Here is a 15229-nt window from a genome sequence, read left to right on the forward strand (position 1 = left end):
GACTTTCTGTCCCCGCCCGCTTCAATCCTTCAACCATCCCGCCAGTTCCCGGCGCGTCAGGCCTTCCAGCAGGTCAATGGCGGCCGGCGCCGCGTTCAGGCAGGGAACCAGCGCGAAATCGGTTCCGCCGGCGGCAATGAAGTCCTTCCGGACCTCGTTGCCGATCTCGTCCAGCGTCTCGATGCAGTCGGCCATGAAGCCCGGCATGATGACGGCGACACGCGTGACGCCCCGGGCGGGCAATCCGGCGACCAGCGGCGCGGTATAGGGTTCCAGCCATCGGGCGGGGCCGAAGCGCGACTGATAGGTCAGCGTCATCGTCTCCTCGTCCATGTCCAGCGCCCGGCGCAGCGCCGCCAGCGTGCGCTCGCATTCCTCGGGATACGGGTCGCCGCGCGTGACATAATCGCGCGGCAGGCCATGGAACGACGCCACGATCCGTTGCGGCACGAAGGGCAGGCCGGCCAGCGTCTCGCGCACCGACCGGGCCAGGGCTTCGATATAGAGCGGATGGTCGGGGAAGGACGGCGCGGTGCGGACCGCCGGCTGGTTGCGCAGCCGCATCAGCGCGCGAAAGGCATGGTCGTTGGCCGTGGCCGTCGTCGTGGCGCTGTATTGCGGATAAAGCGGCAGCAGCAGCACCCGCGCGCAGCCCCGGGCCAGCAGCCGTTCGATGCCCGATGCGATCGACGGGGTGCCGTAGCGCATGGCCCATTCCACCGCCACGCCGTCCGGTTCCATGCGCGCGGCCAGGGCCTCGGCCTGGGCCCTTGTATGGGTGCGCAGCGGGCTCTCGTCCCGCTCGGTATGCCAGATGCGCCGATAGGCCGCCCCGGTCCGCCTGGGGCGCAGGGCCAGCAGCGGTCCCTGCAGGATCGGCTGCCACAGGGCGGGACTGACCTCGATGATGCGGCGGTCGGACAGGAATTCGGAAAGATAGCGCCGGATGGCGCCATAGCCGGTTCCTTCCGGCGTGCCCAGATTGGTCAGCAGGACGCCGATACGGGACGGGGCGATCGGCTTAGCCGGGCGAATGGTCAGGAAGGTCATCGGCCCGGAACGCTACAGGATGACGCCCATCCTGCAAAGAGCCGTTCGTGGTCCGAAACCGAACCTAGCGGCGGGTGCGGCGGACCCGGACCGGCACCGCCGCCGGCATTCCACACCCCGCATGCAGCGTGGCGGCACAGACCATCAGCATGGACAGGCCCACGACCGGCAGGGGGGACGACAGAAACGCGGCGATGATCGTCATCATGCTCTCCATCCCGGCCGGGACCTGACCCTACGGTCGGTCATCCAGGCCGTTGCAGTCACTCAACCGCGCCGGTTCGGCCCGCGTCAACGAAAAAATGACAGAATGATGATGGAACCCGGCCTGTCATGCCGTCATGGCGGGACGGATCGCGGCCAGGCATTTGCGCATCAGCGACGGCAGGGCCAGCCCGTCCAGGGCCTGCCCGGCGAAGGCCAGGCCGCCCGCCCGCGCCGCGCTGTTGGGGAAGTGCCCCACCGCCGCGTCATACAGGTCCACATGCAGGGTGAAATGGGTGAAGACATGCGTCACCCGCCCGGCCGCCTGCCAGGATGCCGCCAGGGGGGCATGGGCCAGGGCCTCGGCCGGCGTCCAGGGGGCGGCGCGCCAGTCGGTCCCCGGCAGTTCCAGCATGCCGCCCAGCAATCCCTTCGCCGCCCGGCGGCGCAGCAGGATGTGGCCGGCCGCGTCGGTGACGTGGAAATGCGCGCCGTAGCGCACCGGCTTCGTCGCGCGGGGCGCCTTGACGGGCAGGTTCGCCGCGATGCCCTGGCGGAACCCGGCGCAGGCCTCCCGCCATGGACACAGGGCGCAGGCCGGGCTTCGCGGCGTGCAGACCCCGGCGCCCAGGTCGAACAGCGCCTGCGCGAAATCGGACGGCCGCGCCTGCGCCTCGGCGGAATGGTTCAGGGTGGCCGCCTGGCGGGCGATGGATTTGCGGGCGCCCGGCAGCGGGTCGGACAGGGCGAACAGCCGGCTGGTCACGCGCTCCACATTGCCGTCCACCGGGACCACCGGCCGGCCGAAGGCGATGGCGGCGATGGCGGCGGCGGTATAGGCCCCCACCCCCGGCAGGGCCAGCAGCCTCGGCATGTCGTCGGGAAAGCGGCCGGCCGCCGCCACCACCCGCGCGCAGTCATGCAGGTTGCGCGCCCGGGCGTAATAGCCCAGACCGGCCCAGGCGGCCATGACGGTGTCGGAATCGGCCTGCGCCAGGTCCACGACAGTGGGAAACCGGTCCAGGAATCGGCGATAATAGGGGATGACCGCCGTGACCGTCGTCTGCTGCAGCATGATTTCGCTCAGCCAGACATGGTAGGGATCGGCGCTGTGGCCGGGCAGGGCCCGCCAGGGCAGGGTTCGCCGGTGGCGGTCGTACCAATGCAGCAGGTCGGCGGATGAAGGGGGCACGGGCCGCTTATGACGAAGGATGGAACCGACGGCAAGCGCGCCCTGTGGATGCGCAGCCTGGGGGCGCTGATGCCGGCCGTCACCCGCCCCGCCTTCCGCCGGCAATCGCCCGCCGCGGCGCAGATCATGGCGGACTGGGCCGACATCGTGGGGCCGGACCTGGCCCGCTGCACCGTGCCGCGCCGGCTGTCGGCCGGGGTGCTGACGCTGGGCTGCGCCGGACCGGTGGCGATGGAACTGCAGCATCTGGCCCCGGAACTGATCGCGCGGATCAACCGCGCCTGCGGCCGTGACGCGGTGCGGTCGCTGAAGCTGGTGCAGGACATGGTGCCCGGCGCGCCGCCGCCGCCCCGGCCCGCGCGCCGCGACCCACCCCCGCCCCTGCCGATCCCCGACATGCCGGACGGCCCGCTGAAGGATGCGCTGGGGGCGCTGGGCGCGCGGGTGCGCGAACGTGCCCGCCGGACGTGAAGTGGCTTTTCGCGTTCGATATCTTCACTTATCGGTACAGGGATGCCACAAAAAGGCCGGGATCGGGGTTCTATTTTCGCCGCATGACGACGGGGCGCCGATGGCTGTAATCTCGCGATTGTGCATGCCGGATGGGGATTTCCTGGCCGGGTGTCCTGCCGAAATATGATCGGTTCTTGCTGAACAGGGAGTATTCCGATGCGCAAGATGGCTTTTCTGCTGGCCCTGTCGCTGGGGGTGGCCAGTACGCTGTCCACCACGCTGACCCCGACGCCGGCCATGGCCTGGGGCGGCCGTGGCTGGGGCGGCGGCTGGGGCTGGCGCGGCGGATGGGGGCCTGGCTGGCATGGCGGATGGGGACCCGGCTGGCGTGGCGGCTGGGGGCCGGGCTGGGGCTGGGGCTGGGGTGGCTTTGGCGTCGGCGTCTTGGCCGGGGCAGCGGTCGCGGCGCCATATTACGGGGGATATCGCTATCGCTACCCGCCCTATAGATATCCTGCCTACGGATATCCCGCCTATCCTGTCTATCCCGCGTACCCTGCCTATCCCGCCTATCCGGCATACGGTTATCCGTACTATCGGGGCTGGTAATCCCCATCCTGGTTATGTCCGCCCCGGGCGGCCCGGATAAAGCGTGCGATCAGGCCTGGATCCTTCAGGCCCGGCGCGCTTTCGACGCCGGATGACACATCCACCGCCCGAGCGCCGCTCTGTGCGATTGCCCGGGCGACGGTGTCGGGCGCAAGGCCGCCGGCCAGCATCCAGGGCACCGGGGCGGTCCAGCCGCGCGTGATGGTCCAGTCGATCGGATGGGCGTTTCCCCCCGGCCGGTCGGACCCCGCAGGCGGGCGCGATTCGATCACCAGCCCGTCGAGCGGACTGCGTGACGGTAGGTCGGGCGCCGTGGCGACACCGCGCGCATGCCAGACCGGCAGGCCGAAATGCCGGCGGATTTCCAGGGCCCGCTCCTCGGCGGCATAGACCTGCAATCCGTCCAGCGCCGCCGCGTCCAGCGCGGCCGTGATCTGGGCGTCCGTCGGTTCGACGAACAGGCCGATCCGCCGTGGCCCTGCCTGCGGCACGCGCGCGATCAGCGACGCGGCCTGCGCCGGGGTGACGTGGCGGGGCGAGCGCGCGAAGAAGACGAACCCGATCCAGTCGGCCCCGTGCGTGACGGCGGCCTCCAGCCCGGCGGGCTCGGTCAGGCCGCAGATCTTGACGCCGATCCGCGTGTCGGCGGGGGGGGGCATGGCGCGGTCAGCCGGCCAGTTCGGCCGCCACGGCGGCGGCGGCGGCGGCCGGGTCGGCGGCGGTGGTGATCGGCCGGCCGACCACGATCCAGTCGGCGCCGGCGCGGCTGGCCTCGGCCGGGGTCATCACCCGCTTCTGGTCGCCCATCGCCGCGCCCTCGGGGCGGATGCCGGGCACGACCAGCACCGCCCGCCCGCCCAGCCGGTCGCGCAACGGGGCGATTTCACGCGGCGAGCAGACCAGCCCGTCCGCCCCCGATTCCATGGCCAGCGCGCCCAGCCGCAGCACCTGCCGGCATGGATCGTCGGCGATGCCGATCCCATGCAGCGCATCCGCGTCCATGCTGGTCAGCACCGTGACCGCCAGCAGCAGCGGCCGCGCCTCGGGCGGGAAGGCCCGGTCCACGGCCTGGCGCGCCGCCGCGATCATCGCGGCACCCCCCATGGCATGGATCGTCAGCATCGCCGGGCGCGTCGCCGCCAGGCTGCCGATGGCCGAGGCCACGGTGTTGGGAATGTCGTGCAGCTTCAGGTCCAGGAACAGGCTGCGCGGACCCGCGACCTGGCGTACCGCATCCAGCCCGCATGCGTAGGTGAATTCCAGCCCCAGCTTCACCGCGTCGGCGCTGGCGGCGGTCTGGTCGCGCCAGCGGGCGGCCTGCGCGGCGTCCTTGGTGTCCAGCGCCACGATCAGGCGGGTGCGGCGCGCGCTCATGACAGTGGCACGTCGCGCTGCACCGGGGCCGGTGCGGCGGGTTCCAGCCCGACCAGGCCGCCGGATGCCGGCGGCGGCATCAGGGTCTCGGCCTGCTGGCGTCGCAGTTCCGCGATCTGCTCTTCCAGCGTGCGGACCTGCTGTTCCGCCCGGCGGGCGCGGCCGCGCTGGCGCAGTTCGGCAAACCAGACCGACACCGCCCCCAGGATGAAGAAGAACGCGGCGACGATCAGCGTCAGCACGCCGACCGACGATTTCCAGCCCCAGTCGAGGAACCAGATCTGGATCGGTTCCTGGTTGCAGGCGCTGAAGATGATCAGGATCAGCAGGAAGGGAAGGGTGACAAGGAGACGGACCATGTGCTGCGTCCTACAGTTTCGCATGACGGGCGGCAAGGACATCGGGCGGCCGCGCACGGTATCGTGCCGCCCGACCGTGCCACCTGAAGCGCCCGGACGAAAGCGGCGCAGATGAAACTTGATCCCGCCCGGCCGGCGTGGTCTCGTGATTCCGGTCGGGGCGGAGCATGCTCTTGAGCGAGATCATCGCGTTTCGCGGCAACGCGCGCAAGGATGACGTGGTATGGGCCGTCATGGCCTCGGCCGGCCGCGTGCTGCGCGTGGCCGATATCTATCCCGCCCGTGCCGCCGCGATCGCGGATCGCGACTGGCGCGAACAGCAGGTCCGCGCCTACGCCCATTTCCTGCGCCAGACGCGCCAGCCCGTCCCCCGCTACAGCGTCGTGCCGATCCGCCGCGCCGACCTGCCCCGATCCTGGCGCCCCCTGCCCGCGCTGGGTTTCCTGCGTGGGCAGTTCATCTAGGCCCGCTCGTCCATGTCGGCGGACGCATTGCATTTCCCGCGTCCTGTTCGCACATTCCCCCGATTGATGGATCGAGGATGGACCATGACGACGACGAACCGACGCGACCTGACCCCAGTGCTGGACAGGGTGGACCGCACGCTGGATGGGAGTCTGGAGCGCCTGTTCGAATTCCTGCGCATTCCCAGCATTTCCGCCCAGCCCGCCCATGCCGCCGATTGCCGCCGCGCGGCCGACTGGCTGTGCGCGGAACTGAAGGCGATCGGGCTCGACGCCTCGGTGCGTGAAACGCCGGGCCATCCGATGGTCGTGGCGCATGACCGCGTGGCGGCGGGCGATGCGGCCGGTGACGGACGGGACGTACCGCACGTCCTGTTCTACGGCCATTACGACGTCCAGCCGGTCGATCCGCTGGACCTGTGGCATTCCGACCCGTTCGCGCCGCAACTGATCCGCGACGCGGACGGCGCGCGGATCGTCGCGCGCGGCGCATCCGACGACAAGGGCCAGGTCATGACCTTCGTCGAGGCCCTGCGTGCCCTGCGGGCCGAACAGGGGCGGCTGCCGCTGCGCGTGTCGATGGTGATCGAGGGCGAGGAGGAAAGCGGCGGCGCCAACCTGCTGCCGTTCCTGGAGGCCAATCGCGAGGAATTGCGCGCCGATGTCGCGCTGATCTGCGACACCGGCATGCTGGAAGGGGGGGTGCCCGCCATCACCACAGCCCTGCGCGGCATGGTGGGCGAGGACGTGACGATCCATTGCGCCGACCGCGACCTGCATTCCGGCCTGTACGGCAACGCCGCGCGCAATCCGCTGGAACTGCTGTGCGGCATCCTGGCGTCGGTCCGCGATCCCAGGACCGGGCGCGTCGTCCTGCCGGGTTTCTATGACGGCGTGCGGGACCCTTCGCCGGAAGTCCGCGCCCAGTGGCGCGCCATCGCGCCGTCCGACGCCGATGTGCTGGGGCCGGTGGGCCTGTCGGTTCCGGCCGGCGAGCTTGGCTATACCGCCGTCGAGCAGACATGGTGCCGCCCGACGTTCGAGATCAACGGCATGACCGGCGGCTATGCCGGCGACGGGTTCAAGACCGTCCTGCCGGCCCGGGCCTCGGCCAAGGTGTCGTTCCGGCTGGTGTCGGGCCAGGACCCGGCCCGCATCCGCGACGCCTTCCGTGCCCATGTGCGGGCCATGCTGCCCCCGGACTGCACGGCCACGTTCGAATCCCACGGCGGCTCGCGCGCCAGCGTGGTGCCGGAAAACGGCCCGGCGCTGCGGGCCGCGCTGCTGGCGCTGGGCGCGGAATGGGGCCGCCCGGCCGTCACCATCGGCAGCGGCGGGTCGATCCCGGTGGTGTCCGAGGTCCGGCAGGCGCTGGGCATGGACTCGCTGCTGATCGGCTTTGCGCGCGAGGACGATCGCATCCATTCGCCCAACGAGAAATATGACCTGGTCTCGTTCCATCGCGGCATCCGCTCCTGGGTGCGGGTGCTGGACGCGCTGGCCCATGACGGGGCCCCTGACGGGACCCGCGACACGGCAGGCGCGGCCTGACATGGAAGGCGGGGCGCGGACGCTGCTGGCCCTGACGATGGGCGATCCGGCCGGGATCGGGCCGGAAATCACCACTGCCGCCTGGCGTGCCCTGCGCGCGGGCGGCGGGCCGGCCTTCGTCGTGCCCGGCGATGCCGCCCTGCTGGCGGCCCATGCCCCGGTCCGGATCGTGGCGGACGTGGCGCAGGCAGTGGCGGCCTTCACCGATGCGATCCCGGTGCTGGCGGTCGATCTGCCCGGCCCGGTGCAATCGGGGCGGCCGGACCCCGCCAACGTGCCCGCCATCACCGGCAGCATCGACTGCGCCGTGGCGCTGGCGCTGGCCGGGCAGGTGGACGGTGTTGTCACCAATCCGATCAGCAAGCTGGTGCTGAAGCAGGCCGGCTTCCGCCATCCGGGCCATACCGAATACCTGGCCGAACTCTGCGCCGTGCCGGGGCAGGAGGTCATGATGCTGGCCTGCCCCGAATTGCGGGTGGTGCCGGTGACCATCCACATGGCGCTGCGCCGGGCGCTGGACAGCCTGACGACGGCGGAAATCGTGCGCTGCGGCCGCACCGCCGCCGCTGCCCTGCGCCGCGATTTCGGGATCGCGGCGCCGCGCGTGGCCGTCGCCGGCCTGAACCCGCATGCCGGCGAGGGCGGGGTGATGGGGGACGAGGAACGGACGATCATCGCCCCCGCGCTGGACGCATTGCGCGCCGACGGGATCGCGGTCAGCGGCCCCTGGCCGCCGGATACGATGTTCACCCCCCTGGCCCGCGCCCGATACGATGTGGCGCTGTGCATGTATCACGACCAGGCGCTGATCCCGCTGAAGACGATCGACATGGCGGGCGGGGTCAACGTCACGCTGGGCCTGCCCATCATCCGCACCTCGCCCGACCACGGCACCGCCTTCGACATCGCGGGACAGGGCCTGGCCGACCCGTCCAGCCTGCTGGCCGCCCTGCGCCTGGCCGACGAAATGACCCGCAACCAGAGGGCCGCATGACGGATTCCCGTACCCAGGCCCTGCGCCTGGGCGTCAATATCGACCACGTCGCCACCGTGCGGAACGCGCGCGGCGGCGCCCACCCGGACCCGGTCGCCGCCGCGCACCTCGCCGCCGCCGCCGGGGCCGACGGCATCACCGCCCACCTGCGCGAGGACCGACGCCATATCCGCGACGCCGACCTGGCCCGCCTGCGCGCCGAACTGGCGGTGCCGCTGAACATGGAAATGGCCGCGACGGACGAAATGGTGGGCATCGCGCTGGCGCTGAAGCCGCACGCCTGCTGCATCGTCCCCGAACGCAGGGCGGAGGTCACGACCGAAGGCGGCCTGGATGTCGCCGGGCAGGCCGACGCGCTGGCCCCGCGCGTGCGTGCGCTGCGCGAGGCGGGTATTCGCGTGTCGATGTTCATCGACCCCGACCCGGCGCAGATCGCGTCCTCGGCCGCCATCGGCGCCGCCGTGGTGGAACTGCATACCGGTGCCTATGCCGAAAACCGGGCGGGGGAACTGGCGCGGTTGCGGCAGGGGGCGATCCTGGCGGCGCAGGCCGGGCTGGAAGTCCACGCCGGCCACGGCCTGACCTACGACAATGTCGGACCGATCGCGGCGCTGCCGCAGGTGGTCGAACTGAATATCGGCCATTTCCTGATCGGCCAGGCGATCTTCGACGGGCTGCCCGCGGTCATTGCCAGGATGCGGGAGGCGATGGAGAGGGGGGCCTAACCCAGGGCCTTCTCGTACACCCGATGCCGCTTGCAGGGCTCGGGCACGATGCGCTCGATCAGCCGGCGCATCGGCATGTTGGTTTCCAGGATCCAGCCCAGTTCGATCATGCGATAGGGCAGCGTGCGCCCCCGGCGCATCAGTTCGCCGATGATCAGCGCGGGCAGGATGGCGCCCAGCGCCGTGCCTTCCAGGTCCTTGCTGACGCCCAGCAGGATGACGCGGGCGGAATGGAAGCGGTGGCGCAGCAGCCGCGTGACCAGCCGGACCCAGCCCAGCGGCGACGGCGCGCCGCCTAGGTCGCCCACGATGTCGTAGACGTTGGGCACCACCAGGGCCACGGCCACGGGCTCGCCCTTCTGCTCGATCAGCACGTAATGTTCGGGCCGCAGCAGGGGCTTCATCTGCGCGACCATGGTGCTGATATCCTCGCGCGTCAGGTCGACGGCGCCCCAGCTCCGGCGCCAGGCGTCGTTGTACAGGCGGCGCAGGATCTCGGCATCCTCGGCCAGATGGCCCTTGCGCAGGCCGCGCGTGGTGACGGTGCCCAGCCGGCCCTCGCCCAGGCGCAGGCCGGACGGCAGGGGCAGCGCCGCCTCGGCCTCGGGCCCCACCTGCATCTGGTAGGCCACCACGTCCATCGCCTTGGCGAAGCCGCAGGCCTCGACCAGCTTCGGCAGCCAGTGCGAGTGCCACGGCATGGCGATCATGGGGGGCATCTGGTGGCCTTCCACCATCAGCCCGTATTCGCCGTTATAGTTCAGCAGGAACGGGCCGCGTGCCACCTCCGCCCCCTGCTCGCGCAGCCACGCGCAGGCCGCGTCCAGCAGGGCGGCCACCACTGCGGCGTCGTCGATCGCGTCCAGCGCGCCGAAAAAGCCGACAGCCCGGCCCTCGCGCGGGGCCACCAGGTCGTCGATCTGCGCCGAGACGCGGCCGACCGGCCGGCCGTCGCGCATCGCCAGGAACAGGCGGGCACGGCCGTGCCGGAAGAATGCGTTCTTCTTCGGTTCGACCAGGTCGCGCTGCTCCATGTCCAGCGGCGGGACATAGCCCGGCTGGCCCGCGTAAAGGCGGCGCGGCAGGGCGACGAACACCGAAAGCAGGCGCCTGCCCTCGACGGGCACGATCGTGACCGGGGCCGCCATGGCAGAAGAACGTTCAGTCGGCATGTACAAGTTCTGCAGCTATCCCGTTATCGCCCACTATTCCGGGCACTGGACATAAAAAGACAGCTCAGAACACACAGGTCGAGAGGGTGTAAAGTTAAGATTTATTTCAGTTCGTATCCTGGAACGAGCGCCGGGGCCGCCGGCTATTTCCCGGTTCCCCCCACCGTCAGGCCGGTCATCTTCAGCGTCGGCTGGCCCACGCCGACCGGCACGCCCTGCCCGCTCTTGCCGCAGGTGCCGATGCCGGGGTCCAGCGCCATGTCGCCGCCGATCATCGACACCCGGGTCATCGCGTCGGCACCGTTGCCGATCAGGGTGGCGCCGCGCACCGGGGCGGTGATCTTCCCGTCCTCGATCAGATAGGCTTCCGACGCCGCGAAGACGAATTTGCCGGACGTGATGTCCACCTGGCCGCCGCCGAAATTGACCGCGTACAGCCCGCGCCGGGTGGAGCGGATCATGTCCTCGGTCGAGGCGTCGCCGCCCAGCATGATGGTGTTGGTCATGCGCGGCAGCGGCGCGTGGGCATAGGACTGGCGCCGCCCGTTGCCGGTAGGGCGCACGCCCATCAGCCGCGCGTTCATCCGGTCCTGGATGTAGCCGGTCAGGATGCCGTCCTCGATCATCACCGTGCGGCCCGACGGCGTGCCCTCGTCGTCGATGGTCAGGCTGCCGCGCCGGTCGGGCAGGGTGCCGTCATCGACCACGGTGACGCCCGGGGCGGCCACGCGCTGGCCCATCAGCCCGGCGAAGGCCGACGTGCCCTTGCGGTTGAAATCGCCCTCCAGCCCATGGCCCACGGCCTCGTGCAGCAGGATGCCGGGCCAGCCGGCGCCCAGCACGACCTCCATCTCGCCCGCCGGGGCCGGTACCGCGTCCAGGTTGACCAGCGCCATGCGCAGGGCCTCGTCCACCGCGCCCTTCCAGACGGCCTCGTCCAGCAGGCGGGTATAGGAATAGCGGCCGCCCAGGCCGTGGCCGCCGCTTTCGCGCCGCCCGTCCTTTTCCACCACCACCGACACGTTCAGCCGCACCAGGGGCCGCAGGTCGGCCACGCGCGCGCCGTCGGCGCGGATGATCTGCACCGCCTGCCATTCGGCGGCCAGCGAGGCCGAAACCTGCACCACCCGGGAATCGCGCCCCCGCGCGTAGGCGTCCAGCGCCGACAGCAGGGCGGCGCGCGACGCGAAATCGGTCTCGCCCAGCGGGTTGGTGTCGCCGTACAGATGCCGGTTGGTGGCATGGGGTGCCGCGGCCATGGTGCCCGACCGGCCGGCGCGCACCTGCGTCACCGTGTCGGCCGCGCGCTTCAGGGCGGATTCGCTCAGTTCGTCGGCATGGGCGAAGCCGGTTTCCTCGCCCAGGATCGCCCGCAGCCCGAACCCCGACGACGTGTCGAACGTGGCCGACCGGATGACCCCGTCATCCAGCGAGATCATCTCGCTCTCGCGGTATTCCAGGAACAGCTCGCCGTCATCCATGCCCTCCAGCGTGCGGCGCACCAGCGCCTCGGCCTCGGCCCGGCCCAGGGTCGCCCCCGCACGGTCGAAGAACAGCCGGTCGGTCGCGGTCAGCGGGTTCAGGATCGGGGTGGTGGTGGGCATGGGGCACAAACTCCGGATGACGGCGTGGCCGGGTGGGCGTCGCCATCTTTTCATAATCGGATTCCGATGTGGGGCGAAACCGCCCGATTGACCAGTGCCCCTTCCACGGCGGTGTCTGCCTGGTCCTTTCCATCGGGCGGTGGGAAGCCGCAATCCCCGATTGACACGCTGTTACACTCTCGTTACGTGCTTGTTGAGAATGATTATCATTCGTGACAAATTATGTCAAATTTTGCGGGGCACGCCAGAATGATTGTCCACAGGAAATATCGCGTCGAAAAAATCCGGGGGACCGTTTCCAATCTTACCCTCTGCGGTACCACCCTGCTGCTGGGGGCCCAGTCCGTCGCCCATGCTGCCGACACGCTGAAGCGCGACGAGAAAAAGAAGAAGACGCACGACCCCGCGATCCACCAGCAGGGTCGTCCGCTTCCGGCGCACGAGGAAATCGACGTCGTCGGGCAGTGGCAGCACCGGTCGCCCAAATTCACCGCCCCGCTGCTGGACACGCCCAAGAGCGTGAAGATCATTTCACGCGAATTGCTGGACCAGACCGCATCCCACACGCTGGTCGACGCCCTGCGCAACGTCCCGGGCATCACGATGGGGGCGGGCGAAGGCGGGAACCCGGTCGGCGACCGGCCGTTCCTGCGCGGTTTCGATGCGCAGTCCAGCACGTTCGTCGACGGCCTTCGCGACGTCGGCGCGCAATCGCGCGAGACGTTCAACGTCGAGGCCGTGGAGGTCATCAAGGGCGATTCCGGCGCGATCAGCGGGCGGGCGGGTGCCGGCGGGTCCATCGTGATCGACAGCAAGATGCCCAGGCTGAAGAACTCGCTCGATGCCAGCCTGGGCTTCGGCAATGCCGGTTACAAGCGCGGGACGCTGGACGGCAACTGGCAGTTTTCGCGGACCGGCGCCTTCCGCCTGAACCTGATGGGCGACGACGAAAACAAGGCTGGTCGGGGACCCACAGAATTCAAGCGGTATGGGGTGGCGCCCTCGGTCTCGCTGGGGCTGGGCACGCCCGACCGGGTCACCCTGATGTATTACCACATGCAGAACGACGACCTGCCCGATGTCGGCATTCCCTACGACAATCCCACCTTCAACGCCCGCACCGACGGCGCCCCGCGCCTGATGACGGCCGGCAACGGCGCGCCCGTCAAGGTCCCGTTCGACACCTGGTACGGCCTGGTCAACCGCGATTCCGACCAGGATTCGATCGATATGGGCACGCTGCGGCTGGAGCACGATTTCAACAGCCACCTGCATATCCGCAACACGACGCGCTATTCCGAGACCAGCCAGAACGACCTGTGGACCATGCCGGACGACAGCCAGGGCAACATCTATTACGGCTATGTCTACCGGCGTCTCAACAGCCGCGTCTCGACGTTCGATACGGCCATAAACCAGACCGACTTCTATGGAACGGTGTCCCTCCTGGGGTTCCGCAACCAGTTTTCGACCGGCATGGAATTCACGCGCGAACAGGGCAAGAACGATACCGACACGGCTTATGTGAACGGCGTCAACGTCGCGTCCGGCACGAATTTCACGCATTGCGCCACGGCGCTCGCCTTCACGTCCCATACCTGTACAACGCTTTCCAATCCCAATCCCAACGATATGTGGACCGGCGATATCCGCCGGACGGGAAACCCCAACAGCACGCGCATGGATACCAAGGCGGTCTACCTGACCGACACGGTCACCTTCATGCCGCAGCTTCTGGGAAATTTCGGCGTCCGGCTGGACAATGTCCAAAGCACGTACCGCGCGCAGGCGGGGGAATACGGGCGCGGGGACAACCTGTTCACCTACCAGGGCGGCCTGGTCTACAAGCCCGCCCGCAACGGATCGATCTATGCGTCCTACGCGACGTCGGCGATTCCGCCGGGCAACTCGGTGGGACAGGGGGCGGACGACATCAGCCTCGGCGCGGACCGGACCGGCAATATCGGCAGCGTGCTGAAGCCGGAACGCGACCGCACGATCGAGGTCGGCACCAAATGGAACGTCCTGCATGACAGGGTGACCCTGACGGGCGCGCTGTTCCAGATCGATACGACGAATTTCAAGATCGCCACCGCCTCGGGCGGGATCTCGAACGGCGGCAGCAAGCGCACGCGCGGGGGCGAGGTCGGCGTTTCGGGCCACATCACCCGCGACTGGTCCATGACGGCGGGCTACAGCTATCTGGACGCGCGCCTGGTGCAGGCGGGCGGCAGCGGTGCCGCCGCCGGCCTGATGAACGGACGCCGCGCGCCGAACACGCCGGAAAACAGCCTGGCATTGTGGAACACCTACGACATCACCCCGGGGTTCAAGGTCGGTTCAGGCGTCTATTACATGGGCAAGGTCTATGGCGCGGATTCGCCCACGGCGCCGAAATACGTGCCCGGCTACTGGCGGTTCGACATCATGGCCAGCTACCGCTTCCTGAAGCACTACACGCTTCAGCTCAACATCCAGAACCTGACGAACAAGCGGTATTTCACCCAGGCCTACGTGACCCATTACGCGCTGCAGGCCGCGGGCCGCACGGCCTTCGTCACGCTGAATGCGCATTTCTGATTCCTCCGCTGCCGCGCCTGAACAGGTACCGGAACAGGTGTTCGCCACCGTTACCGGCCTGGCGCGGTCGGGCGATCCGGCCGCCCAGCTCGCGCTGGGGCAGATGCTCCTGAACGGGATCGGCACCGCGCCGGCCCCGGCGGCGGCGCTGCAATGGTTCCTGGCCAGCGCGGCCCGGGGCGTCCCCATGGCGTGCAACATGGTCGGCCGATGCTGCGAACTGGGATGGGGCGTCCCGCCCAGCCCCGCCGACGCGATGCAATGGTATGAAAGGGCGGCCCGCGCCGGCCTCGACTGGGGCATGTACAATTACGCGACGGGCCTCGCCCTGGGCTGGACCGCCCCGCCCGACCTGGCGCGGGCGCTGGAATGGTTCAGGCGGGCCGCGTCCCTCGGGCATTGCAAATCCTTCAACATCATCGGCGGCTTCTACGAGGATGGCTGGGCCGTCCCGCGCGACCCGCGCCGGGCCCGCGCCTGTTACGCCCGCGCGGCGCGCGGCGGCGATTTTCGGGGCTGCTTCAATCTGGGCCGCTTTCTGCTGCGGGAAGGCAGGCAGGAGGACGCGATGCGGTATTTCGCCATCGCCCGCGCCACCGGTACCCCGAACTTCGTGGCGAACATGGACGCGTTCCTGGCGTGTCCCGGCGGGCAGGGCGCGCCGGCCGGGGCGGGCCTGACGGCGTGATGAACTTCGCTTCATCGGGGCCGTTTTCCTTTTCCTGACCGGCGCGGCAGGGCATGCTACCCGGCAAGTCCCTGACCGACCGAGGAATCCGCGCCCAGTGACCCCCGTTCATGTGACTTCAGCCCGTCTTTCTCTCCGCGCAGGATCGTGCCTCGCGGCCGCTCTGGGGGCGTCGCTGGCGCTGTCCGCTCCGCTGGCCGCCTTCGCCGA

Annotated in this window: 16 protein-coding genes; 8 read left to right on the forward strand and 8 right to left on the reverse strand. The window is 69.7% G+C overall.

Annotated features, from left to right (window positions below; translation table 11 throughout):
• Positions 1 to 21: 21 nt before the first annotated feature.
• The 3 genes from hemH to mutY form a co-directional block, all read right to left on the reverse strand.
• Positions 22 to 1050 (reverse strand): ferrochelatase, encoded by a 1029-nt coding sequence (gene hemH, locus GDIA_RS10235; protein WP_012554091.1) that lies wholly within the window; start codon positions 1048 to 1050, stop codon positions 22 to 24.
• Between the two features lie 64 nt (positions 1051 to 1114).
• On the reverse strand, positions 1115 to 1258 hold the full coding sequence (locus GDIA_RS19365) for a hypothetical protein (protein ID WP_162013723.1): 144 nt from the start codon (positions 1256 to 1258) through the stop codon (positions 1115 to 1117).
• 123 nt (positions 1259 to 1381) lie between these two features.
• On the reverse strand, positions 1382 to 2446 hold the full coding sequence (mutY, locus tag GDIA_RS10240) for an A/G-specific adenine glycosylase (RefSeq protein WP_012554093.1): 1065 nt from the start codon (positions 2444 to 2446) through the stop codon (positions 1382 to 1384).
• Between the two features lie 9 nt (positions 2447 to 2455).
• On the opposite strand from mutY, the gene GDIA_RS10245 reads away from it, so the two are divergent.
• Both GDIA_RS10245 and GDIA_RS10250 read left to right on the forward strand, forming a co-directional pair.
• Positions 2456 to 2917 (forward strand): DciA family protein, encoded by a 462-nt coding sequence (locus GDIA_RS10245; RefSeq protein ID WP_012554094.1) that lies wholly within the window; start codon positions 2456 to 2458, stop codon positions 2915 to 2917.
• Positions 2918 to 3115: 198 nt separating this feature from the next.
• Entirely contained in the window at positions 3116 to 3508 is a 393-nt protein-coding gene (locus GDIA_RS10250) for a hypothetical protein (protein ID WP_012554095.1), read from the forward strand.
• Here the strand turns inward: GDIA_RS10250 and GDIA_RS10255 are convergent.
• Genes GDIA_RS10255 through GDIA_RS10265 form a run of 3 tightly spaced genes read right to left on the reverse strand, consistent with a single transcriptional unit; the run spans position 3493 to position 5241 of the window.
• Positions 3493 to 4167 (reverse strand): phosphoribosylanthranilate isomerase, encoded by a 675-nt coding sequence (locus GDIA_RS10255; RefSeq protein WP_012554096.1) that lies wholly within the window; start codon positions 4165 to 4167, stop codon positions 3493 to 3495. The genes GDIA_RS10250 and GDIA_RS10255 overlap by 16 nt on opposite strands.
• 7 nt (positions 4168 to 4174) lie before the next feature.
• The gene (gene pyrF / locus GDIA_RS10260) at positions 4175 to 4882 is read right to left on the reverse strand and encodes an orotidine-5'-phosphate decarboxylase (protein ID WP_012554097.1); all 708 of its coding nucleotides are present in this window, start codon (positions 4880 to 4882) and stop codon (positions 4175 to 4177) included.
• Positions 4879 to 5241, reverse strand: a complete 363-nt coding sequence (locus GDIA_RS10265; RefSeq protein ID WP_012554098.1) for a LapA family protein — start codon at positions 5239 to 5241, stop codon at positions 4879 to 4881. The genes pyrF and GDIA_RS10265 overlap by 4 nt, the downstream gene beginning before the upstream one ends.
• Before the next feature lie 167 nt (positions 5242 to 5408).
• On the opposite strand from GDIA_RS10265, the gene GDIA_RS10270 reads away from it, so the two are divergent.
• The 4 genes from GDIA_RS10270 (at position 5409) to GDIA_RS10285 (ending at position 8975) form a co-directional block, all read left to right on the forward strand.
• Positions 5409 to 5705 carry a hypothetical protein gene (locus GDIA_RS10270; RefSeq protein WP_012224577.1) on the forward strand — a complete coding sequence of 99 codons (297 nt, stop codon included), beginning with the start codon at positions 5409 to 5411 and terminating at the stop codon, positions 5703 to 5705.
• An 84-nt stretch (positions 5706 to 5789) separates the two neighbouring features.
• A complete protein-coding gene (locus GDIA_RS10275) occupies positions 5790 to 7256 on the forward strand; it encodes a dipeptidase (protein ID WP_012554100.1) in 1467 nt (488 codons plus the stop codon).
• A gap of 1 nt (position 7257) precedes the next feature.
• Complete coding sequence (gene pdxA, locus GDIA_RS10280; protein ID WP_012554101.1) at positions 7258 to 8250, forward strand: 4-hydroxythreonine-4-phosphate dehydrogenase PdxA; 993 nt, start codon at positions 7258 to 7260, stop codon at positions 8248 to 8250.
• Positions 8247 to 8975: a pyridoxine 5'-phosphate synthase gene (locus tag GDIA_RS10285; protein ID WP_012224580.1), complete on the forward strand. Its 729-nt coding sequence runs from the start codon at positions 8247 to 8249 to the stop codon at positions 8973 to 8975. Before pdxA ends, GDIA_RS10285 begins: the two co-directional genes overlap by 4 nt.
• Here GDIA_RS10285 and GDIA_RS10290 read toward each other — a convergent pair.
• The gene (locus GDIA_RS10290) at positions 8972 to 10123 is read right to left on the reverse strand and encodes a GNAT family N-acetyltransferase (RefSeq protein ID WP_012554102.1); all 1152 of its coding nucleotides are present in this window, start codon (positions 10121 to 10123) and stop codon (positions 8972 to 8974) included. The two genes, GDIA_RS10285 and GDIA_RS10290, sit on opposite strands and share 4 nt — an antisense overlap.
• Positions 10124 to 10290: 167 nt before the next feature.
• A complete protein-coding gene (gene tldD / locus GDIA_RS10295) occupies positions 10291 to 11751 on the reverse strand; it encodes a metalloprotease TldD (RefSeq protein WP_012554103.1) in 1461 nt (486 codons plus the stop codon).
• A gap of 249 nt (positions 11752 to 12000) precedes the next feature.
• Here tldD and GDIA_RS10300 point away from each other — a divergent pair, with 249 nt between their 5' ends.
• Positions 12001 to 14331: a TonB-dependent receptor gene (locus GDIA_RS10300; RefSeq protein ID WP_012554104.1), complete on the forward strand. Its 2331-nt coding sequence runs from the start codon at positions 12001 to 12003 to the stop codon at positions 14329 to 14331.
• Complete coding sequence (locus GDIA_RS10305; protein ID WP_012554105.1) at positions 14318 to 15019, forward strand: tetratricopeptide repeat protein; 702 nt, start codon at positions 14318 to 14320, stop codon at positions 15017 to 15019. Before GDIA_RS10300 ends, GDIA_RS10305 begins: the two co-directional genes overlap by 14 nt.
• Positions 15020 to 15229 lie beyond the last annotated feature (210 nt).

Source organism: Gluconacetobacter diazotrophicus PA1 5, assembly GCF_000021325.1.
Taxonomy (GTDB): domain Bacteria; phylum Pseudomonadota; class Alphaproteobacteria; order Acetobacterales; family Acetobacteraceae; genus Gluconacetobacter; species Gluconacetobacter diazotrophicus.